This window comes from Bacillus sp. BC08, from assembly GCF_054326875.1.
Window position 1 is genome coordinate 418,249 of record NZ_JBTGPA010000031.1, and the last position, 22,568, is coordinate 440,816.

Below are 22,568 nucleotides of genomic sequence, written 5' to 3' on the forward strand. Positions count from 1 at the left end.
GCATATACTAATAAATGACACAATGCATTTATGATTTATAATCGTATGTAAAGAGCACCTTAGGGAGCTCTTTTTTTATTGAAATTAATGCACTTATATGAGTTGTTCTTTATTTATATCATCGTCCTTATATTATGTAATTTTGCATAATGTTACATAAATTTTGTATTTTCCCTTTTTTTCGACAGAAACAAAAAGTATACTTTGTACAAGCTTTCTATTTCAAAAATTATACGAGGTGAAAAAATGAAAAACAAAAAGACATTAACTAAGGTAGCTTTAACAACAGGCTTAGCTTTAACAGCTGTAGCACCATACGGAGTAGGTCATGCAGAGGAAACAGACCAACTACAAGTTCAAATTCAGGAAGAATCGTTCCGTTCGGGTGAACTTACACAACCGTCACAAAAGGCACCAGAGAATGTAGTAAAAGATGCTCTTAAGGAGAAAACAGAACAAGCTCTTTCTCCAAAACAAGTCAATGGAGAAACAGGGGTAGATTATAAAGTTCTTCAAAAACGTGGTTCATATGATGGGACTACACTTGTACGTATACAACAAACATACGAAGGAAAAGAAGTATATGGCCATCAATTAACTGCACACGTAGATAATAACGGTGTTATTAAAAGTGTTTCAGGCGATAGTGCGCAAAATTTAAAACAAGAAGAATTGAAAAAACCTATCAATCTATCAAAAGATGAAGCAACACAATATATTTATACGAAGTACGGGAACGATATCAATTTTATTTCTGAGCCAGAAGTTAAAGAAGTTATTTTTGTTGATGAAAATAATGGACAAGCTAGCAATGCATACCAGGTTACATTTGAAGCTGCAACACCAAAATATGTTTCCGGAACTTATTTAGTAAATGCACAAAATGGTGATATGTTAAAAAATATGGTACAAGAATCTAACTTAAAAGCAAGTGAAAAACTAGTTGGAGCATTAAAGAAAAGTAAAAAAAGCAATCTTACATCATTAACTGGAACAGGAAAAGATGATTTAGGTATATCACGTACATTTGGTATCTCAAAACAAAGTAATGGAAAATATGCTCTCGCTGATTATACTAGAGGGCAAGGGATTGAAACATATGATGTGAATTATAGAGATATTACGAAAGAAGAAAGCTATTATCCTGGTACATTAGCAACTAGTACTTCGACAACATTTAACGATCCAAAAGCAGTAAGTGCTCATTACTTAGCAACAAAAGTATTTGATTTTTATAAAGATAAATACAAGCGTAATAGCTTTGATAATAAAGGACAAAAGGTAGTTTCAGTTGTACATGCTTGGGATTCCGGAGATACGAATGATCCGAAAAATTGGCAGAATGCTTTAAGTGCGAATAATGGAAGTATGCTTGTATATGGAGATCCTATCGTCAAAGCATATGACGTAGCTGGCCATGAATTTACACATGCTGTTACTTCTAGCGAATCTAATCTTGAATACTACGGTGAATCTGGTGCGATTAATGAGGCGCTATCTGATATTATGGGAACATCTATTGAGAAATACGTAAATAATGGAAGCTTTAACTGGACGATGGGAGAACAAACTGGATCTGTTTTCCGTGATATGGAAAACCCGGCTTCTGTTCCTTCTTCACTTGGTGTACCTTATCCAGATGATTACAGTGAATTTAATGATTTTAATGGATGGGATCAAGGTGGCGTTCATTTTAATTCAAGTATTATTAATAAAGTTGCGTATCTCATTGCAAAAGGTGGAAGTCATAACGGTGTAACTGTTAAAGGGATTGGTGAAGATAAAATGTTTGATATCTTCTATTATGCAAATACAGATGAGTTAAACATGACTTCTAATTTCAAAGAATTGAGATCAGCATGTATTCGAGTGGCAACGAATAAATATGGAGCAAATACAGCTGAAGTTCAAGCAGTTCAAAAGGCATTTGATGCAGCAAAAATTAAGTAAGTTAGAAATATAGTTTTTATTCATATATTATTACATTATGAAAAAACAGCTACTTTCATTTTAAAGATAGTAGCTGTTTTTTTTTATGCAGCAGTGTATGAGTGATAATAAAGCTATCTATCTTCTATAAGTTGCGATAAATATATAAGGATTAAAATTAAAAAACTGAAAATTAATAATATATTGACCCATTGATAGGAAGTACTATAGAATGAAAGCGATAACAAACGATTGCTTTAAAATGATTTCCCTGATCTTTTAGTATTTACAAATATATGAAGACATAAACAAATCTATTTTTTTGAACATCAATGCAAACGTTTTCGTATTAAAAAGATCATTGAAATACATATGTGAAATTAGCCAATATGGGGGTGAAGTAAAAGAGACTTCTAGATTAATTTAAATAGTGTAATTTAGTACGAGCATAATAAATTGTGCCTACTATTTAAAGAAAGGGTGTATGTGGTGCAAATGATAAAAAGATTAGTTAACAAATCAGTTTTATTACTTACTATAATTGTAATGTTATCATCTGTTTTCTCTTTTCAAAGTGTAAAGGCCGTTTCAAATTCGAAAACAACTGAAGTTATCATTCATTACAAAGAGCAATCTGGAAATACAAAGAACTGGAACCTTTGGACATGGGGAGAAAACGCAAATGGTAAATCATATGAATTTACTGGTGAAGATGAATTTGGAAAGTACGCTAAGATTCATATAGATGGTGAATATAATCGTGTAGGATTTATCATTCGTACAAATGAATGGGAAAAAGATGGTGGCGATCGTTGGATTGAGAATATAAACGACGGTCGTGCTGAAGTGTGGATTCTTTCTGGTGATGATAAAGTATATAACTCTAAGCCTTCTTCGGATCTATCCATTCAAAAAGCAACTATTGATAGTTTCAATGAGATTACTGTAATGACTAATGTCCCGTTTCATATTAAGGAACGGAACATTGAAATTGAAGGCATTAAAATTAAGGATATTAGTCCTTATGATAGAAACAGTGGAAATGTTACGAATAAGTTTAAAATAATTACGGAGCAGAAAATTGATTTAAAACAATCATACAAAGTGAAAATCGAAAACGTAGCTGATGCGTATACGGAAATCGGTAAAGTCATTCGTAGTGAGGAATTTGATCATTCATTTTATTATGGTGGTAACGATTTAGGTAATATATATACGCCGCAACATACGAAGTTCCGTGTATGGGCTCCTACTGCAAGTGAAGCGAAGTTAGTTACATATAAAAAGTGGACCGATAAAATAGGTACTGAAATAAACATGCAACAAGGTGAAAAAGGAACTTGGAAAGCAAAACTTAAAGGAAACCAAAAAGGTCTCTATTATACGTATAAGGTGAAAATTGGTGATAAGTGGACTGAAGCAGTTGATCCGTATGCACGTGCTGCTGCAGTAAATGGAGATAAAGGTGCAGTTGTTGATTTAGAAGAAACAAATCCGAAAAAATGGAAAGCAAACAAAAGTCCAAAATTTAAAAATCCGGAAGACGCAATTATTTATGAATTGCATGTACGTGATCTTTCTATTCAGCCCGAAAGTGGCATTAAGCAGAAAGGGAAATATTTAGGGGTAACAGAAAAAGGAACAAAAGGGCCTCAAGGTGTGAAAACGGGGCTTGATCATATAAAAGATCTTGGTGTTACGCACGTTCAACTTTTACCGATATTTGATTATGCATCAGTAAATGAAAAGAATTTAAACGAACCACAATATAACTGGGGATATGACCCGAAAAACTTCAACGTTCCAGAGGGATCCTATTCTACAAATCCATATGAGCCTACTGTTCGAATTACTGAATTAAAGCAAATGATTCAAACACTGCATGATAATAATCTTCGTGTTGTGATGGATGTAGTATATAACCATATGTATAATGCTACTGAATCTAATTTTCATAAGTTAGTCCCAGGTTATTATTATCGTTACAATGAAGACGGAACATTTGCAAATGGAACTGGAGTAGGAAATGATACAGCTTCAGAACGAAAAATGATGAGAAAATTTATGGTGGATTCGGTCACATACTGGGCAACAGAATATAATTTAGACGGATTCCGTTTTGATTTAATGGGTATTCATGATTATGAAACAATGAATGAAATACGTAAAGCTGTTAATCAAATTGACCCTACTATTATATTGCATGGAGAAGGTTGGGATTTAAATACACCTCTTGCAGCGGAGTTGAAAGCAAATCAAAAAAATGCAGAGAAAATGAACGGGATTGCTCATTTTAACGATAATATACGTGATGGATTGAAAGGTAGTGTATTTGAAGAGAAAGAAAATGGCTTTGTAAATGGGAAGGAAAACATGGAAGACCGTATTAAAAAAGGGATTACAGCAGGCATTGACTACGATATAAATTCGTCTACTTATCAAGATCCAGAGCAGGTGCTAACGTATGTGGAGGCACATGATAATCATACATTATGGGACAAACTTGAGTTGACTAATCCAGGTGACAGTGAAGAAGTGCGAAAACAAATGCACAAATTGTCTTCTTCGATTTTATTAACATCACAAGGTATTCCATTCTTACATGCAGGACAAGAGTTTATGCGCACGAAATATGGTGATCATAACAGTTACAAATCTCCTGATTCAATTAACCAAATGGACTGGTTGCGCCGTGCAGCATTTAATAACGAGGTAGAATATATGAAGGGCTTAATAGATTTACGCAAAAACTACTCAGCTTTTCGAATGACATCTGCCGAACAAATTAAAAAACAAGTCTCTTTTATTGATGCTCCCAAAAATATTGTGGCTTATTCAATAGACGGTAAGGGCAATGGAAATAAAAACGAATACTTTATGGTGGCTCACAATGCAAATAGAGAAACCGTAGACATAACGCTTCCATCGAAAGGTCCTTGGAAGGTACTAGTAGACGGTAAGCAGGCAGGTAGTAAAACGCTTTATGTTGTTCATGATAATAAAATTAAAGTTCCTGCATTAAGTTCATTAGTTTTAAAAACAGAGAAACCGATTAAATAAATGCAAAAAAATGCAAAAAGCGGAGTGAATGTTGTTTTCACTTCGCTTTTAAAGTTTAAGTAATATAATTTCACATACTGTAATTTTATTACAATTCACTAAAAAACATAATAAAAAGGAGAAGAACTCAGCAAGGTTCTTCTCCTTTTTATTATGTAATTAGGTAATCATTGCTGCAGAACTAACCGTTGCATACCGAAAGAACAATATAAACCTAGAGTTACAAGAGTTTTGAAAATAGCGAAAAAGAAGGTGGTGAATCCATTTATTAAGTGACGAGAAAATGACAAAACTGTAAGAATGCACGAATATTTGTAAGGAAGTTCGATGTTTTCCTTTTTCTTTTTTTATTAAAGTGAAAAAGAAGAAAGCGATGTCATAAGAGATTGATATTTAGACGAGTACAATAACCAAAACTATTCATGTAATGAAGACATATGAAAATCAGTAAAACAACTTACAAAAAGGAGGTATTTGAAAATGTCTTTTTCACAGTTCAATATTGATATTTTCCGAGCAATTAATGATTTAGGTAAACAATATTCATTTCTAAACTCAGCCATGATATTTTTGGCAGAATATATGGTATATATTTTCGCTTTAATTGTTTTAGCTTATTGGTTTACTAGGCCCAGAAAAAATAAGATGATGGTTATTCAAGCTATGGTTGCTTTTGTAATTGCTGAGGTGATTGGAAAAATAGCAGGGAAATTCCATCTAAATTATCAACCGTTTGCAGTATTGCCTGATGTGAATAAACTTGTCGACCATACTGTAGATAATTCATTTCCTAGTGACCATGCGATTCTCTTTTTTTCGATATGTTTTTCGTTTTGGCTTGTTCGTAATAAAGCTGGTTGGTTATGGCTTATACTTGCATTTTGTGTAGGTATCTCTCGTATTTGGGTAGGGGTTCATTATCCTTTTGATGTTGCAATAGGGGCTTTAATAGGATGTGTTTCAGCATTGTTTTCTTATTGGTTAGTACCGAAATTTTCTTTTATTAATCAATTGCTTACGATATATGAAAAAGTAGAGAAACATGTTTTACCATTCAAAAACAATTCAAAGGGATTTTGAGTATAGAAGTATAAAAAAGACGTTATCCTTTCCTATAATTCTACAGAAAGGATAACGTCTTTTTTGTTTTATGGATAGTGCAAAATATTAGGTTGATGGGCATGTGCTACTACCCGATATAAGAGAACATTTAACAATCCCTATTTAGATATTTAAATAGGTTCTCTATATTTATTGTATATAAATTACACAATAAATATTTTTTGTATTACATACATTAAATTAAGCTTAACCTCTCTCTTTTTCTATAATTCACTTAAATGGACAAACTTCTTACCAATATTCAAGACCGATTACGCTTTTGGATTTGTTTTTCGGTTTTCTTGACCAGGCCAATGAATAACTACACATAAACTCCTTATATCTCTAGATAAACTACCGATTAGCTCCATATAGACTCTAGATAACATATATAGAATACAAGTTATCAAGGAGGTAAGAGAAAATGAATTTTATGAAACGCGCAATTCTCAGTATGAAAAAAAGGATAGGAACATCATTAATTTTGATGGCAGTATTTCTAATTGTTACAAATTTGGTTCTTTCAGGGTTCACAATCCAAAATGCATCAAAAAAAGCAGCGGATGCTGCAAGAAAAAAACTGGGCGCAGATGTTACTTTAGGACTTGATTTTGATAAATTAGGTCAACAAGCTCGTGAAACTGGAGAGATGCCTAATCCACCAAAGCTTAACACGAAAGAAGCAGATCAATTAGCGAAGTCAAAATATGTAAAAGACTATAATTATATAGGCAACTCTTTCGGAATCTCTGATGGACTAAAACTAGTAGGAGCTTCAGATGAAGAAGAAGGGCAAGGTAAAGTGGGAATGGCGGCTGTACGAGGCGGTTCAAGCTCAGGTACAGAAATAGATATGAATGCATCCTTTACGATTGAGGGAGTTCGCAAGACAGCATTACAAGAAAGCTTTAAAAGTGGAAAAAGTAAAATCATTGATGGAAAACCAATTACAGAACAGATGAAAGATCAGAATGTAGTTTTAATGGAAAAACGATTAGCGGAATTAAACAATTTGAAAGTAGGAGACAAAGTAAAAGTGCAATCAGGGGATAAGAAGCAAACCCTCGAGATTGAAATTATCGGTATTTACGAAACGAATGAACAAGCAATGGGTCAACAGGCCCCTCCTATAATGGATCCAGCTAATAAACTATATATGCCGCATTCAACTATGAAAAAATTAGAAGTAGATCAAGGTATAAATAGTGTTCAAGTCGTGTATTTCTTGAATGATCCACAATACATTGATGCATTTAAAAAAGAAGCAAAAAAATCTGATATTGATTTTAATTATTTAAAATTAGATGCACATGATTCATTGTACAAACAAATGATTGGTCCTATCGAAAATATCTCTTCTACTTCTCAAATGATTATTTATATTGTATCGATTGCAGGTGCGATTATATTAGGGTTAATCATTATGCTATCAATTAAAGGCCGCCGTAAGGAAATGGGGATTCTGTTATCTATTGGAGAGAAAAAGTGGAAACTGATGGCGCAGTTCGTAGTAGAAGTAGTATGTATCGCTATTTTGGCATTTGGATTATCCATAACAACAGGAGCCAAAGTTTCTCAATATATAGGGGATAATTTGCTTTCGAGTGAAATCGCTATAGCAAGCGAAGAAACAGACACTCCGCAAAATGGAACTGTAATGGTGTCTGGACCTGGTGGCACGTTACAAAATCAAAAAGAAGATCCAATTGATAAAATTGATGTAAGTGTAACAGGAGAAGATGTAGGGAAAATGGGAGGGATTGGACTAGCTATTGCTATAATAGCAACGCTTCTTCCGGCATTATCTATTCTACGTTTAAACCCAAAACAAATTCTTTTAAAAGATGAATAAGGAGGCTTAACATGGAAACGATTTTACAATTTAAAAATTTGGATTATTATTATGAAAGTAATGGGAAAAATGTAGCGATACTAGACAATGTTAACTTTTCTTTTCAAAAAGGGCATTTCTACACGATTTTAGGACCATCTGGATCTGGTAAAACTACAACTCTAAGCTTAGGTTGTGGGCTGGATATCCCTAAAAATGGTTATGTACTGTATAATGGCAAAGATATTCGAAAAATTGGTTTGGATCGATATCGTAATCAAAATGTATCTGTAATTTTCCAATCTTATAATTTGATTACTTATATGACTGCTCTTCAAAATGTCCTAACAGCGATGGAAATTACAGGTGTCAAAGTGAAAAATAAGACGGTAAGGGCATTAGAATTATTAGAGAAAGTAGGACTCACAGAAGTAGAAGCGAAACGAAACGTCTTGCAACTAAGTGGCGGGCAACAACAACGTGTAGCAATTGCTCGAGCATTATCTTGCAATGTTGATTTACTTATTGCAGATGAGCCGACGGGAAACCTCGACGAAGAAACGGCAATGGATATTATAGAACTGTTTCAAGAACTTGCACATAAAGAGAATAAATGTATTATTGTTGTAACGCATTCACAGGAAGTTGCAAAAAAATCCGATCGTGCAGTGTATTTAAGTAAGAAAAAGTTGGTCGTAAACCAAATCTAATACAAACATCTTAGTTTTCCGATTCACATAATTTTCAAAAAAATCCATTTCGAAAGTTTATATTTGATATATAATAAAATCAAGTCATAATCAAAATGGTCTCCCTGTATTGAATGTGAAGATAGATTTTTGCTTCCTTTTTAACAATATTTGAAAAAGAACTTGTAGGATATTCTACAGGTTCTTTTTGTTATGATCAGTTACCTATATTATTGAGGAATTACATATAAAAATCGGGACATTAATTAGATGTAAAAACTAAATAATGTCCCGTTAAATTGTTTATCTGCATAGTTATTGAAGAATTAAACCTACTATCATAATTAAACTAAATACTATCATCCAGCCAAATGCACAATAGCCGAAGATTCTAATCCATTTAGGTAATTGATTCATGTTAACTTTATTTGTGGGAACTCCTTGCATAGAAAACATCATTTTTTGATCTCTATCCCTATTATTTTGTTGTTCATACATAACATCATCACCTTTCTAGAATAGTTGTATGTATAATATATCAGTGTGGAGAAAACTAAATACCGAATATTAGGCGAAATAAAAGTGATTCGACAAATATAGTGGATGGTTCTCTTTTCCAATACTGTATACTATATTTCAAAAAAACGAAAATTTGATTACTCAAAAGCTATATATACTAAAGTATTTGCTCATTTAAAATGTAGTAAACCTTTACCAAGAGATATTTATTATTCGATATTGATTAATTCGGATAAACTCACTAATACTTCTTAGTGTATAGACACGTATATGTCTTTCAAAATATAAGTACCGTAAAGTAGGAGTAATTATTTATTCGTTATTTTTAAAGCGTTTAACACTATTTTGGTTACATCTGCAATAAGTTTATCATCGTATTTCGCATCCTCATTAGCATGATTAGAAAGTACCGCAAGAACAATTGGCTTTTTATTTGGTGGCCAAATAATTGCGATATCATTCCTTGTTCCATAAGACCCAGAGCCAGTCTTATCGGCTACTTCCCATTCTTCTGGAACTCCAGCACGAATTAAATTGTCCCCCGTAGTATTTCTTTTCATCAAATCTATTAAAAAATTTCGTTTCTCCATTGAAAGGATATCTCCTAGCGCGTAAGTTTGGAGACTAGTAGCTAATGCCTTTGGGGTACTTGTATCACGAGTGTCTCCTGGCTGCACTTCGTTTAATTCTGGTTCAAAACGTACAGGATTTGTAACAGTATCGCCTATTACTCTCAGTGATTTTTTGAATTCACTTGGCCCACCTAATTGCTTAAGAATAAGATTTTGTGCAGTATTATCACTATATCGAATGGAAGCATCAGCAAGCTCCTTCAGAGTCATACCTGTATCTACATATTTTTCTGTAATTGGATTGTAATTAACAAGATCTTGGCTAGTATACTTAATTTTTTGATCTAAATCCTCTATTGATTTCTTTTGTAACAGTGCTCCAACAGCAAGGGCTTTGTGGGTAGATGCGTATGCAAAGCGTTCATCTGAACGATAAGTAACAGTTTGATTCGTACCTGTGTCCAATGCATAAATACCAAGTTTAGCATCATATTCTTTTTCAAGCTTTACAAAAGAATGCCTACTTGTATTTTCTTGTTTGGTTTGTTTCGATGGTTCGGATTGAATATTACTATTGGAACAGCCTATAAGCGTTACACATGAAAACAATACTACAGGTAGCATCTTTTTATAATGTGCAATGTGAAAAAACTTCTTTGAAACTATCATACATTTTCAACCTCTTTCAAGAATATATGGATTTTGTTTAGATATTTTTTACATACCGATACAATTAACAAATGTACCAGATAATACTCCTCATGTTTTTCTTGCATTACAAAATGAGAGAACTACCAAAAACACCTTTTTTATACGTAATAGACAGTCTAAGTGACACATTTGTTCCATTTTTGATTAAGATTTTTAACATATCTATTAACTTTATTTTTAAGCATCGCAAACTCCATTTTTTTGAACTCTACTTAATTTAATATGGATTTAGATCGAGTTTTTCTTGTAACGGGAATTTCAATTGGATATCGCATATATAACAATCTCGTCTCGGATAGAATAAGTAATAACAACTACTGATTTCATTTTAAAGTTGGATTGTAGAAATAAAGAGCTTAAAAAACGAAAAGTCCCCCTTATTGATTCCTAATAAGATTATACTTGCTACAAAAACAAACAAACTCGTCCTACTAAGAGGGGAGTTTGTTTGTTTGTTGTTTATATATAGGAATGTTCATGCAAAATTGCACACTATGTTCCATATTTTTTATAGAATACTTTATATTTAGCGTTTCAAGAATTTGTTTAACAATATATAGCCCCAAACCACTTCCACCAGTATTTCGATTCCTTGATTTTTCAATTCGATAAAATGGTTTGAAAATTTGTTGTATATCTTCATCTTTAATATTGATACCTGTATTTATAATTTGCATTTTAATTTGATCTTGTTTAGAATCCTTACTTAACTTTATATAGACTTTTTCATTATGTGGTGAATACATAACTGCATTATGGATAATATTTTTACATGCTTTTTCAAAAAGTACACGATCTGTATAAATAGAAAGGTTAGAGTCAATTTCTTTTATTATTTGGATGCTTTTTTGAGAAGCGAAAAATTCGAGATCTTTTGTGATTGTACCTATTAACTTTGAAAGATTAACTTCTTCTATTTTTTGTTTAAAAGTGTGTTGTTCTAACTTTGACATACTTAAAATTTCACGAACTAATTGTTCCATACTTTCAATAATTTGATGATTTTTCTTTAAATATTGATCACGATTTTGATAAGGGCCAATATTGTATATCATCCCTTCTAAGTATCCTTTCATTACAGTAAGAGGGGACTTTAATTCATGTGCTACAATCGCAAAAAACTCTCTGCGTTTTGTTTCTATTTCTCTTTCTTTTTCAATATCATTTTTTAATTGTTCATTTGCTTTTTTTAAATCAAACATAGCTTGTTGTAAGTTAATAGACATGTCATTCAAACTATTAGATAATTCTCCTAACTCATCTGTGGAGCGAACCTCAATTTTTTCGGAGAAATCTAAATTTGCCATCTTTTGTGCACCCTCATTAATATAAATAAGTGGCTTTGTAATAAACCTGGAATAGAAATAAGCACTCCCTATACCAATTACGATCACAATGATACTAATATAGGGGAGAAAGCGCGCTAATACTTGCGAAGCTTCATCAATCGGTTGGAATGTTGCGAACACTACAAGCGTTAAACTACCATCTTGGAATTGAATTGGTTCCGCAACATTATATGAATTGCTAATGGTACCTGCATTCTCAAATCGTGCTGCTTTAGTAACTACTGTTGTTTGTGTACCACTTTGAATAAAAGAAAATGAAGGCGAGTAAATAATTATTCCTTCTTTATTTTGAAGCGAAAGCATCGCGTTATTTTTTTTTGCGTATTCATCAAAAAGTGGTATCGCATCTTGAAACGTAAGATCTTTGGATTTATCAATTATTTTTTTTATCCCTGTTTGAAGTTGATCTGTTTTGTATTGCTCATAAAACGTAGGGAGAAAGAAATATAAAGTTAAATAAATCAACACTGCAAAGGATAACAAAATGAGAGATGTAGTCATAAAGAGTTTATAAGTAATTTGCTTCATCTTCATGACTTTTAAAATTTTATTCATCAATTTTATAACCAATACCCTTTATTGTTTTAATATAGGGGATAGCTAGTTTTTTACGTAGGTTTTTAATATGTGTATCTATTATTCGTGTTTCTCCAAAATAATCGTATCCCCAAACCTTTTCTACGATATTTTCTCTTGTAAGTACTTTTCTCTCATTTTGAAATAGTAGTTGTAGAATTTCGAACTCTTTTGTCGTTAGCAAAATTTCAACATCATTTACATATACTCGATATGCATCAATATCAATGCACACTTCTTTAAATACCAAATGATTATTTACATTTTTATCATAACTTCTTCTAAGTACAGCTTCGACTCGTCTAATCAAAACATGAAACGAAAAGGGTTTTGTTATATAATCATCAATCCCAAGATCGAACCCTTTCATTTGATCTTCCTCTTCTTCTAACGCAGTTAGCATAATAATTGGTATGTTTGACTGACTTCGAATCATTTTAGCAACTTCAAATCCATTAAGATTGGGCATCATTACATCTAGAAGAACTAAATCAAAGGATTGCTTATTAAATTGTGTCATGCCCTCTAGTCCATCTGAAGCAACTACCACTGTATACTGTTGTGTCATTAAAAATTGTTTAATTAATTCCTGAATTTCTTGATCGTCCTCAACCACGAGGATATGATAGTTTTTCATAATATCACCTCTGGTAGTCATTATAGCCGTACTATCTGTAGTTTATGTGGAGATACAGTAGGAAACTTCATAAGATGTTTAACATATTAACTCTATTTTTCAAGATTGTGTATTCTCCGTAAAAAAGTATTATTACCCATATTCCCTTTTTATGGAGAAATATTTGTTTGCATAAAAAAACTTATCATATAAAAAAACTGAACGATTAATATTTACGAAAAACTAATGTATAATAATGTAAAATGTATGTAGTTTTTTAAACTTTTTGAAAATACACTTTCGGAACTTTAATAGAAGGGAGAAAGTGAGATGAATTTAAATATAAAAGAAGCTAGCGAAATTCTAGAGCGTACACCACAAACTTTGGAGTTTTTTTGCTAATTTAGTAAAGGCCTAAGGTGCGAACTAAGGATTATTTAAATTATGTGAGAAAGGTTGTGAAATTATTTAATGAGTTATAAAGCGATGCTGTTTGATTTAGATGATACGTTACTTGATAGGGATAAGGCAGTAGATAAATTGTTTTTATTAGTTTTAGAAAAATGTTATGAGGATGTTAGTGATACGGTCAAAAACAATATGTTACTGAAATTCAAAGAATACGATAAAGGAAAATACGGCAATAGTGATAAAACGATAGTTTTAGAATCATTATTTGATGAATTTGCGCCGAAATATAGATTACCACACAATTATATCCAAGATTTTTGGAATGAAAATTTCCCTAAATGTTTTTCAATTGACCAAACTACTATTCATTTCTTAAATCATATAAAGAGGCACTTTAAAGTTGGAATTATTACAAATGGCTCAACTCAAAGGCAAAAGGCTAAAATAATTAATACGAATTTAAACAATTACTTTGATACATTCATTATTTCTGAAGAAGTGGGATTAAGTAAACCTGATAACCGTATATTCGAACTAGCATTAAATAAGCTAAATGCACAGCCGCAAAATACTTTATTTGTTGGGGATGACTTAGAAAAGGATATTGCTGGTTGTCAAAATGCAAATATAAAAGGAATATGGTTTAACCCTCAGATAATCAAGAACACTACCGAAATACAACCATATGCCGAGATTCATACTTTGGATAGTTTGTTAAGTTATGTTTCACCACAATATTTTTATAACAAGTAAAACCAATTTCGATATTTAATAATTTCATTGACCGTATTAGTAATATAAATAATCTATATTTGAAACAAAAAGAGGCTACTTTATTCACTGTATCTAATTTGAACTATGATGACTATGAAGAGCTGCAATACAAATTTACTCATACTTTGTAAGTATAAAAGGGGTGGGACTATGGAAATAAAGAAATTAGTTATCGATGGAATAAATATAGCGGTCATAAAAAACGATAAGGTATTAATTTCCGATGTTCAAACTGCATTGGATCTTATGGCAACAGTACAATATGAGGTGGATGCGAAACATATTATCATCGACAAATCATTAATAAGTGAAAGTTTCTTTGACTTAAAAACACGCTTTGCTGGTGATATTCTTCAAAAGTTTATAAACTACAGTGTAAAGATTGCTATCATTGGAGATTTCTCTATATATACTAGTAAAAGCTTAAAGGATTTTATTTATGAATGTAATAAAGGAAAAGACATTTTTTTCTTGGCAACCGAACAACAAGCAATTGAAAAACTAAGTACATCGAAGCTTTAATAATGCTCCAGTAAAATCTCCTTCTTTTTCACGTCGCTTATTATTTACAACATATAAGAACTGATGTTTGTGATAAACTAAGAGATGACTAAAGGGGGAGTTTTCTTGAACAATTTGAATGATACAATCCGAAATGTAAACAATTTAGTTTACAAACCTAACAATTTAATGATTACGAATCTAAAAGAAGAAAAGCAAAATGCAGAATATATAGGATGTTTATTTAACTTAAATAACAAGACTATCCGTTTTAGAGTATCAAAAATTACGCCTAATAAAATTGGGCAATTTGTTTCTTTTTGGGAGAAAGATGACAATATGCAAAATCAAGCATTTTCTTATAACGCTGCTCCTGACTTATTAGTTATTACTTGTATTGATGATAATAAACTAGGACAATTTATTTTCCCTAAAGAAATTCTTCTTAAAGAAAAAGTATTAAAAACGCAAAGTCAAAAAGGGAAGATGGCTATGAGAGTTTATCCAATTTGGGATACCCCTGTTAGCAATCAAGCGAAAAAGAGCCAAACGTGGCAACTTCAATATTTTGTTGATTTAAGTGATCATAATAATTTACCTATAGACAAACTATTACATTTGTATTCGTAGCTTCTTGTTTTAGTTTTGAATGTCAATTCGTTGCCGAATGCCAGAGTATGATACTAATTTTTCTCGTAGAATATTTTTTGTACCGGTACAGTTAGATGAAATGTACATTGTTACAGTACCCCATCAAATTTACAATCAACATATATTATTTTAACTTATACATGTTAAGGGGTGCTGACTATGACAAGTTTACAACATAAGCTCTTTACAAGATTGAATCTTGCAAACCGTACTGAAGTGAAGTTTGAAGAATTAAATACAATTCTCTTTGCATTTGCACACACTATACCATTTGAGAATTTAGATGTTATAGCACGTAATACGAATACAATTACTATGGGGAATTTACAGAATAAAATTTTAAATACATCCCGCGGCGGACTTTGTTATGAATTAAATACTCTTTTTTACTACTTTTTACAAGATTGTGGTTATGATGTACAACTTGCACTTGGTACCGTATATAAAAATGATATAAACGCATGGGCACTTGAGGATGGACATATAACAATTATTTTAAATCATGATAACGTACGTTACTTAATGGATGTAGGTATTGCTTCCTTAGTACCTCTAGTCCCTGTACCTTTTACTGGTGAGTCTGTCTCCTCTAAAAACGGTACGTATCGAGTGGGACGAAAAGATACGAGTAAAGGAAATTACGTTCTAGAAAGAAAAGATACGAACGGAGAGTGGAAAGTTTGTCATGCATTTTATAATTGTATCATTGATGAGGCAGTAGTGAATGATGTTCAAAAAAGAGTAATAGAAGATGAGAAATCTATTTTCAATAAGGGACCAATTGCAGTTAAATTGTCGGACTCTGGCTATGTCTCTTTAACGAATACTAGTTTAACTGAAATGATACACGAGAAAAAAACGAAACAGGTAATTACAGAAAATCAATATAGAGAGCTATTAAATACTTTATTTGCTATTGAGTTGTGATGAAACGAATAGCTAGCCGGTTCTTATGCAGAATCGGCTATTTTATTAACTTTGATTTATAATTACTATTAAAGTTTGATTTTCTAATTAGATATAATACACTAGAACAGTATGAAAAATTATAAACAATGAATTTTGAATGTAAAGGAAGATTTTTATGTCAATTATTGATAAATTGAAACTTAATAAGTATACAAATATGGTCGTAATTAATGAACCTAGTGATTATGACATTTTTACAGGGAAAGAAACTGCATTTTCAAAAGAACACGATGTCATTTTTATTTTTGTAGAAACACTTGATGAAATGGTGAAACAAACGAATTATATTATTAGTAATGAAGAATTACTAATTGAAAAAGGCTACATATTCTTCGCGTATCCGAAAAAAGGTAATTCTCGTTACAGTACGTTTATTCACCGTGATGAAATGTTTCCAGCATTAAACGTTGGGGAAGATGGGTATGTAGGACAGAGTGATATTAAATTTGCACGAATGGTAAGTATGGACGATGTCTTTACTGTTGTAGGTTTAAAGCGTGAAAAGAAAAAAGAGAAGAAAACGCCTGCTATGAGTCAATGTGTTGCCGATTATGCAGATCGTATTAAAGATGTTGAAGCACTATTGGCTAATCATCCAAACGAACTTAAGTTTTATCAAAGTTTAACACCTGGATATCAAAAAGATTGGGCACGTAATTTATTTTCTGTAAAACAAGAAAAAACACGTGATAAACGTCTGGAGAAAATGATTGAAATTCTTTCACAAGGCTATAAAACAATTGAATTATTCCGTAAGAAGAAAAAATAATGGTTAGGAACGTCACAATGATGCAACAATTAATTACACTTTGCACATTGAAAAAAGAATTCCTTTCAGTATACTAAAGTATGTTCTTATATTTAAATAATTAGCAAAAGAAAAAAGGTGTTTGAAATGAAATCGTATATTGTAGTTGGAGCTGGAATATTAGGAGCATCTACTGCTTATCATCTTGCTAAAGCAGGTGCAAATGTTACTATCGTTGATCGCCAACAATTAGGTCAAGCAACTGATGCAGCAGCAGGTATTGTATGTCCTTGGCTTTCACAGCGTCGTAATAAAGCGTGGTATAAAATCGTTAAAGGCGGTGCACGTTACTATTCTTCGTTAATCCAACAATTAGAAGACGACGGTGAAACGGATACAGGTTACAACCGTGTAGGTGCAATTAGTTTACATACTGACGAGAAAAAACTAGATCAAATGGAAGGGCGAGCTTATAAACGACGTGAAGATGCACCAGAGATCGGAGAAATTACTCGCTTATCAGCTGAAGAGACGAAAAAATTATTCCCAGCATTATCAGAAAAATACAGTTCTGTTCATATTAGTGGCGCTGCACGAGTAAATGGAAGATTATTACGTAACGCATTAATAAGTGCTGCGAAAAAACATGGTGCTACTTTTATAAAAGGAGATGCTGTATTAGTTCGCGAAGGGAATCGTATTACTGGAGTTACAGTAAACGACGAAACAATTGTAGCAGAAAAGGTAATTGTAACTGCAGGCGCATGGGCGAATGAAATCTTGAATCCATTAGGAATTAATTTCTTAGTTACATTCCAAAAAGGACAAATTGTTCATTTACAAATTGAAAATACAGCAACAGAAAATATGCCAGTTGTTATGCCGCCAAACGATCAATACATTTTAACATTTGACAATGGTCACGTCGTAATTGGTGCAACACATGAGAATGATACTGGTTTCGATCACCGTGTAACAGCAGGTGGTTTACATGAAGTATTCCATAAAGCATTAACAGTTGCGCCTGGTTTAGAAGATAGTACTATGCTTGAAACGAGAGTTGGATTTAGACCATTTACTCCAGGGTTCTTACCTGTTATCGGACCACTGCCTAACTTTGAAGGCATTCTCGTTGCAAACGGATTAGGTGCTTCTGGTTTAACTGCCGGTCCATATTTAGGATCAGAATTAGCTAAACTAGCACTCGGACAACCAATTCAATTAGATTTAAACGATTATGACGTTGCTGGTGCAATTGAATAATAAAAAAGATTAGGATTCGCTCCTAATCTTTTTTATTTGGGGTAGCATGACATACCCATCAAGCTTATATTTTTAATTACTCCCATAAAAATATTATGCATCGTTGACTACAGATAAGGTGGTTATATTAATTGAAGACAATTGATTTTAATCGCGAAATTTATATAAAAAAGATAAAATGGAAGAGTCTTTGAAATATTTAGATGAAAAAGTGGGCGAGATAATATAATTGGGGTACAGCCGAGATACGTGTAAAAATAGGTCATAGACTTATATTTATTTCCATATATAAAATCAGCTTTTTCTTAATTATTAGGGGTCACCATACATCGCCATCAAATTAAGGAGACGATTGTCCCGAAAAATGAAAAAACGTTTGCAATAAGACTTATAATGAAACAATGCTTTAATAAAGGAGTTGTATAAAATGAATGTAAAAAAAGATACAGAAATAAAATGCTCTTCAAAAGCAGAAAACATCCTACCTCAGATCAATAGTAAAACTAAGCTAGGCGACTTACGAAAAATCGCGAAGGGCATAAAAAAAGATCACAAACTAGCTATGGAACTTTGGTCAACCGAAGAGTTTTTGCCCAGGCTATTAGCAATTTTAATTATGGACAAAAAACTTCTTTCACAAGATGTGCTAAATAAGCTTGATAAGGATATGCAAACTCACACTTTTGATGAGCAAAATAACTTAATGGATTGGTTAATGGCTAATCAGCTTACCAAAGACAAGAAGAAAATTGCGTTGATGGAGTCATGGGAAAATAGTCCTTCTGCTCTTCAAAGGCGAGCTTTCTGGTATTATCAAGGGCGCTTGAGATGGACTGGACAAACACCGCCTAATAACACAGCAGACTTGCTATCTGCATTAGAAGCTAATATTACGCAGGAAGAACCGGAAGTTCAATGGGCTATGAACTTCACTGCAGGCTGGATAGGCGTTTATGATGAAAAAAATCGTGCGCGTTGTATTAAACTTGGTGAGAAAACAGGTCTTTACAAAGATGTAATAGTAGCAAAAGGATGTACTCCTAGCTATTTGCCAGAGTTCATTACGATTGAAGTTAACAAACGACATAATGATTAAATTACCTTTGAATAATTTATTAGGGTTTAATGCAAAAAAATAAAGTCATTTAGTGCCTCAATAATTGTATTATTTTTTAATACTATGCATCTCAATAATGTATTTTATAGAAATAAGTAATATAAAAAGAGATTAAATGACACATATTAATCATTAAGAAAGGAACGATCACAATGACGAAAGTATCTTATAGTGGTTTGAAATATGGGAAAAGTGATGTGGAAATAAAATTATTAGTGGATATACAAAATGATTGGTTTGAGGTAACACATACCAAGGAAGTGTCTCAAGTAATGAATAAATCAACAGGTAAATATATCATAGTAAAACGAAATACCTTGCAATGTGAGTTTGTTTCATAATACAAAGAAACTGTGAAATAACTAAATTTTATACAACAGACTATATCAGTCTCTTTATAGTCTGATCAGATAACAATATTCTATATGAAAATAGCGAAATTAAAAGAATATAAATAAAACCCTTGATTTATCTACGTTGAGTAGAAAATCAAGGGTTTTTGATTTGAAAAACGTCTTAGAATATAGCCTTCGCAAAATACTGGTAAGGTGATTTTTATGCATATTAGAGTAAGGGTAACTGTCATACAATGTAGATAGCATATTAAATTACAGAGGGGATGAAAATGAAAAAATTTATAGTTAGTTATTTAGTATGTCTCATATTTTTTTCTATACTTACACCTAATTGGAAATTAGAAAAATTAAAAACCTTGCTGCTTATGAAGCGTAGCAAAGTTTTTGAAGTTGTTTAATTCTTATTTCACTAACGGCTCTGTTAGCTAATACTGTAATTGTTTTAATAGCCTCTTGTTTAATTCCCACAACGCTGTTTTGTTACTATCCCATTTCAACAGCATTACTGCTTCCTCAAAGCATAACCATTTATAATTGGAGTGTTCTTTGGATAATGAAATATTTTTTGTAGGAACTTTAACCCCAAAAGAAAATTCTTTTATTACATAAATATCTTCTCCCCAAAGAAATCCTCCAACTACATCCTCTACTGGTAGTGAAGACACAGAATCTAATTTTATATAGGGAAATTCTCTTAAAATACCAGCCTCTTCAAAAGCTTCCCGTTTTGCTGATTCAATAGGAGACTCACCATCTTCTCCACCACCAGCTATTCCTTGCCAATAACCATAATCGCTTCGATTAAAAATAGCGTATTGAATAGAATTTCCAGTTATTATATAAGGAAATATCAATACTTGATAGGGTGCTCTCATTATATAACCCCTCCCGAAAAAAGCTTTAAATAAATATGAATAATTGTTAAATATTATATGGAGTGGGTGTTCTTTTGAATAAAAACACTACTGATAAAATAAAGATTACAGCCTTCAAACTTCCCCAATATGGATAAACAGTATGATTTGTTAAACTAGCATATTGAAAGATATTCTCTAAACCGAAAATCCCTATAATGACCGCCAAAAGAAATGCAGCTGATCCATACGTTCCATTACGATAGAGGGTAAATAAGTATATTGCACATATAAGTGGTACGATGATTTGTAGTAAGATTGCCATGGATTGTCCCCCTAATTTACATTTTATACTTACATTATATCAAAAAAATTCAATAAAAAGGAATGTAAGTTAATTGATGCTAAATAGAAAACAGACTAGTACGAACAGGGATATTACGCTTTCAGGTCTATAGTTTTAATACTAATTGAACTACTCTAATCATATTCTTCTATTAAAAAGAATGAAAAGGGGTGTACAGTGAATTGACAAACGTTAAGGTTCGTTTACGGCCCATCGTTCATAACTTAAATTTACCAACTGTAATAAAAACAGCTATACTTCCAGGTGAATCGACCGAAAGGTTATTTATCGCAACTCAATTAGGAGAGGTTTTTTACATAGGAGACGGAGCTATAAAGACATTTTTAAATATTCGTCACCGAATTATTAAATTAGGTACATTTGAAGAAGGTGTTTCTAGTAGCGGTTATGATGAACGCGGATTGCTAGGACTAGCGTTTCATCCACAATTTAATCATAATGGCTTATTTTATCTTCATCATTCAGTAGCCGGGACTCAAGGACCAGGAGCACTTTCAGAACAATTTAAACCGAATCCTTGTGACGAGAAAACTTTAAACTTAAAGTGGACAAATAGAGATACTCAATATGATCATATTGATACAATTGAAGAATGGATTTTACAATCAAATGGTAAACCTCAAAAAAGAAGAACTTTACTTAATATAAGAAGGCCATTTTTTAATCATAACGGCGTAAATAGTTTAAACTTTTCACCAGAAACAGGAAAACTTGTTTTTACAAATGGAGATGGCGGTTCAGGATATGATCCATTTAATTTAAGCCAGGATGATTTAGAAGTAGCGGGTAAAATAGTTGAAATCGATGTAAGTAGAGATACATTCATAACCAATCCTCCAGTAGTTACACGCTTTAATGAACTTCCTTTATCTATACAAGAAACACTTACGGTAATTGCAAAAGGGGTTCGTAATATAACAGGTATTTCATTTCAAAGGTTTTATAATCAATATATTAAATATGCCGGAAATGTGGGCCAGGATATTGTAGAGTCTATTTTTTCTTTTGTTCAATATAAACCAATACCAGTTACCGAAATCGTTCAAACCCATTTAATGAGAGATACACATGATCAATATGGATTTATTAATTTTGGGTGGAGAGGATGGGAAGGAGAATTACCTACTTCTTTTATAAAGCACTGTTCTGAGAATCCTACTTTAGATGAGAGAATAATGGCTTATTATAATGAAACAATAGAAACATCCGCAAAACGTATCCAGCCTCTAATCAGTTATTTTCATAAAGATTCCAGACCCGATAAATTTGGAGGAACTTCACTTACAGGAGTCCAGCCATATATGGGAACCGCAATACCTAGTTTAACGGGGAGTATCGTGTTTACTGATCTTGCTAAGAAAGAAAAATCTCAGTCTCCAGTAAAGGGTGCGTTAGCTTATTCTAGAGCTGGTATAGACGGGACACATAACGATTTTCAAGTTATTGGAACTAATTATGATTTTGGTGAGCAAGCAGCTTATTTTATGAGTTTAGGAACAAACTTAGATCAAACTAGATTATATTTAGGAGTTTATGGTTCTATGAAAGTAACTGATTTTAACAAAGGTACTATTTTTGAAGTTGTTCCTTAATACGATATAAAC

Annotated in this window: 20 protein-coding genes; 14 read left to right on the forward strand and 6 right to left on the reverse strand. The window is 32.2% G+C overall.

What is annotated here, in order from left to right; genetic code table 11:
* The first annotated feature begins 246 nt into the window (after window positions 1-246).
* The 5 genes from ACXVYO_RS12825 (at window position 247) to ACXVYO_RS12845 (ending at window position 8,631) form a co-directional block, all read left to right on the forward strand.
* A complete protein-coding gene (locus ACXVYO_RS12825; protein WP_458467314.1) occupies window positions 247-1,950 on the forward strand; it encodes a M4 family metallopeptidase in 1,704 nt (567 codons plus the stop codon).
* A 468-nt stretch (window positions 1,951-2,418) separates the two neighbouring features.
* The gene (gene pulA / locus ACXVYO_RS12830; protein WP_458467315.1) at window positions 2,419-4,989 is read left to right on the forward strand and encodes a type I pullulanase; all 2,571 of its coding nucleotides are present in this window, start codon (window positions 2,419-2,421) and stop codon (window positions 4,987-4,989) included.
* Between the two features lie 480 nt (window positions 4,990-5,469).
* Window positions 5,470-6,069 (forward strand): undecaprenyl-diphosphatase, encoded by a 600-nt coding sequence (locus ACXVYO_RS12835; RefSeq protein WP_458467316.1) that lies wholly within the window; start codon window positions 5,470-5,472, stop codon window positions 6,067-6,069.
* A gap of 445 nt (window positions 6,070-6,514) precedes the next feature.
* A complete protein-coding gene (locus ACXVYO_RS12840; protein ID WP_458467317.1) occupies window positions 6,515-7,942 on the forward strand; it encodes an ABC transporter permease in 1,428 nt (475 codons plus the stop codon).
* A gap of 11 nt (window positions 7,943-7,953) precedes the next feature.
* The gene (locus ACXVYO_RS12845; RefSeq protein ID WP_073515243.1) at window positions 7,954-8,631 is read left to right on the forward strand and encodes an ABC transporter ATP-binding protein; all 678 of its coding nucleotides are present in this window, start codon (window positions 7,954-7,956) and stop codon (window positions 8,629-8,631) included.
* Between the two features lie 294 nt (window positions 8,632-8,925).
* On the opposite strand, the gene ACXVYO_RS12850 is transcribed toward ACXVYO_RS12845, so the two are convergent.
* The 4 genes from ACXVYO_RS12850 to ACXVYO_RS12865 form a co-directional block, all read right to left on the reverse strand.
* Window positions 8,926-9,108: a hypothetical protein gene (locus ACXVYO_RS12850; RefSeq protein ID WP_002172101.1), complete on the reverse strand. Its 183-nt coding sequence runs from the start codon at window positions 9,106-9,108 to the stop codon at window positions 8,926-8,928.
* A 329-nt stretch (window positions 9,109-9,437) separates the two neighbouring features.
* Window positions 9,438-10,370 carry a class A beta-lactamase gene (bla, locus tag ACXVYO_RS12855; protein WP_458467318.1) on the reverse strand — a complete coding sequence of 311 codons (933 nt, stop codon included), beginning with the start codon at window positions 10,368-10,370 and terminating at the stop codon, window positions 9,438-9,440.
* Between the two features lie 473 nt (window positions 10,371-10,843).
* The gene (locus tag ACXVYO_RS12860) at window positions 10,844-12,316 is read right to left on the reverse strand and encodes an ATP-binding protein (RefSeq protein WP_458467319.1); all 1,473 of its coding nucleotides are present in this window, start codon (window positions 12,314-12,316) and stop codon (window positions 10,844-10,846) included.
* The gene (locus ACXVYO_RS12865) at window positions 12,309-12,974 is read right to left on the reverse strand and encodes a response regulator transcription factor (protein WP_458467320.1); all 666 of its coding nucleotides are present in this window, start codon (window positions 12,972-12,974) and stop codon (window positions 12,309-12,311) included. The genes ACXVYO_RS12860 and ACXVYO_RS12865 overlap by 8 nt, the downstream gene beginning before the upstream one ends.
* A gap of 450 nt (window positions 12,975-13,424) precedes the next feature.
* On the opposite strand from ACXVYO_RS12865, the gene ACXVYO_RS12870 reads away from it, so the two are divergent.
* From ACXVYO_RS12870 to ACXVYO_RS12905, 8 genes are all read left to right on the forward strand, one after another.
* Entirely contained in the window at window positions 13,425-14,117 is a 693-nt protein-coding gene (locus tag ACXVYO_RS12870; RefSeq protein ID WP_458467321.1) for an HAD family hydrolase, read from the forward strand.
* 171 nt (window positions 14,118-14,288) lie between these two features.
* The gene (locus tag ACXVYO_RS12875) at window positions 14,289-14,660 is read left to right on the forward strand and encodes a DUF4180 domain-containing protein (protein ID WP_458467322.1); all 372 of its coding nucleotides are present in this window, start codon (window positions 14,289-14,291) and stop codon (window positions 14,658-14,660) included.
* A 105-nt stretch (window positions 14,661-14,765) separates the two neighbouring features.
* Window positions 14,766-15,269, forward strand: a complete 504-nt coding sequence (locus tag ACXVYO_RS12880) for a MepB family protein (protein WP_458467323.1) — start codon at window positions 14,766-14,768, stop codon at window positions 15,267-15,269.
* A 180-nt stretch (window positions 15,270-15,449) separates the two neighbouring features.
* Window positions 15,450-16,217 (forward strand): arylamine N-acetyltransferase family protein, encoded by a 768-nt coding sequence (locus tag ACXVYO_RS12885; RefSeq protein ID WP_458467324.1) that lies wholly within the window; start codon window positions 15,450-15,452, stop codon window positions 16,215-16,217.
* Between the two features lie 157 nt (window positions 16,218-16,374).
* Complete coding sequence (locus tag ACXVYO_RS12890) at window positions 16,375-17,028, forward strand: YdeI/OmpD-associated family protein (RefSeq protein WP_458467325.1); 654 nt, start codon at window positions 16,375-16,377, stop codon at window positions 17,026-17,028.
* Window positions 17,029-17,154: 126 nt separating this feature from the next.
* Window positions 17,155-18,270, forward strand: coding sequence for an NAD(P)/FAD-dependent oxidoreductase (locus ACXVYO_RS12895; RefSeq protein ID WP_458467326.1), 1,116 nt, complete (start codon window positions 17,155-17,157; stop codon window positions 18,268-18,270).
* A gap of 427 nt (window positions 18,271-18,697) precedes the next feature.
* Complete coding sequence (locus ACXVYO_RS12900) at window positions 18,698-19,366, forward strand: DNA alkylation repair protein (protein WP_458467327.1); 669 nt, start codon at window positions 18,698-18,700, stop codon at window positions 19,364-19,366.
* A 173-nt stretch (window positions 19,367-19,539) separates the two neighbouring features.
* Complete coding sequence (locus tag ACXVYO_RS12905) at window positions 19,540-19,728, forward strand: hypothetical protein (RefSeq protein WP_458467328.1); 189 nt, start codon at window positions 19,540-19,542, stop codon at window positions 19,726-19,728.
* 440 nt (window positions 19,729-20,168) lie between these two features.
* Here the strand turns inward: ACXVYO_RS12905 and ACXVYO_RS12910 are convergent, their stop codons facing one another.
* Both ACXVYO_RS12910 and ACXVYO_RS12915 read right to left on the reverse strand, forming a co-directional pair.
* Window positions 20,169-20,618, reverse strand: a complete 450-nt coding sequence (locus tag ACXVYO_RS12910) for an NUDIX hydrolase (RefSeq protein WP_458467329.1) — start codon at window positions 20,616-20,618, stop codon at window positions 20,169-20,171.
* A gap of 46 nt (window positions 20,619-20,664) precedes the next feature.
* On the reverse strand, window positions 20,665-20,922 hold the full coding sequence (locus tag ACXVYO_RS12915) for a hypothetical protein (RefSeq protein WP_458467330.1): 258 nt from the start codon (window positions 20,920-20,922) through the stop codon (window positions 20,665-20,667).
* A gap of 203 nt (window positions 20,923-21,125) precedes the next feature.
* Here ACXVYO_RS12915 and ACXVYO_RS12920 point away from each other — a divergent pair, with 203 nt between their 5' ends.
* On the forward strand, window positions 21,126-22,556 hold the full coding sequence (locus ACXVYO_RS12920; RefSeq protein ID WP_458467331.1) for a PQQ-dependent sugar dehydrogenase: 1,431 nt from the start codon (window positions 21,126-21,128) through the stop codon (window positions 22,554-22,556).
* The last annotated feature ends 12 nt before the right edge of the window (window positions 22,557-22,568 follow it).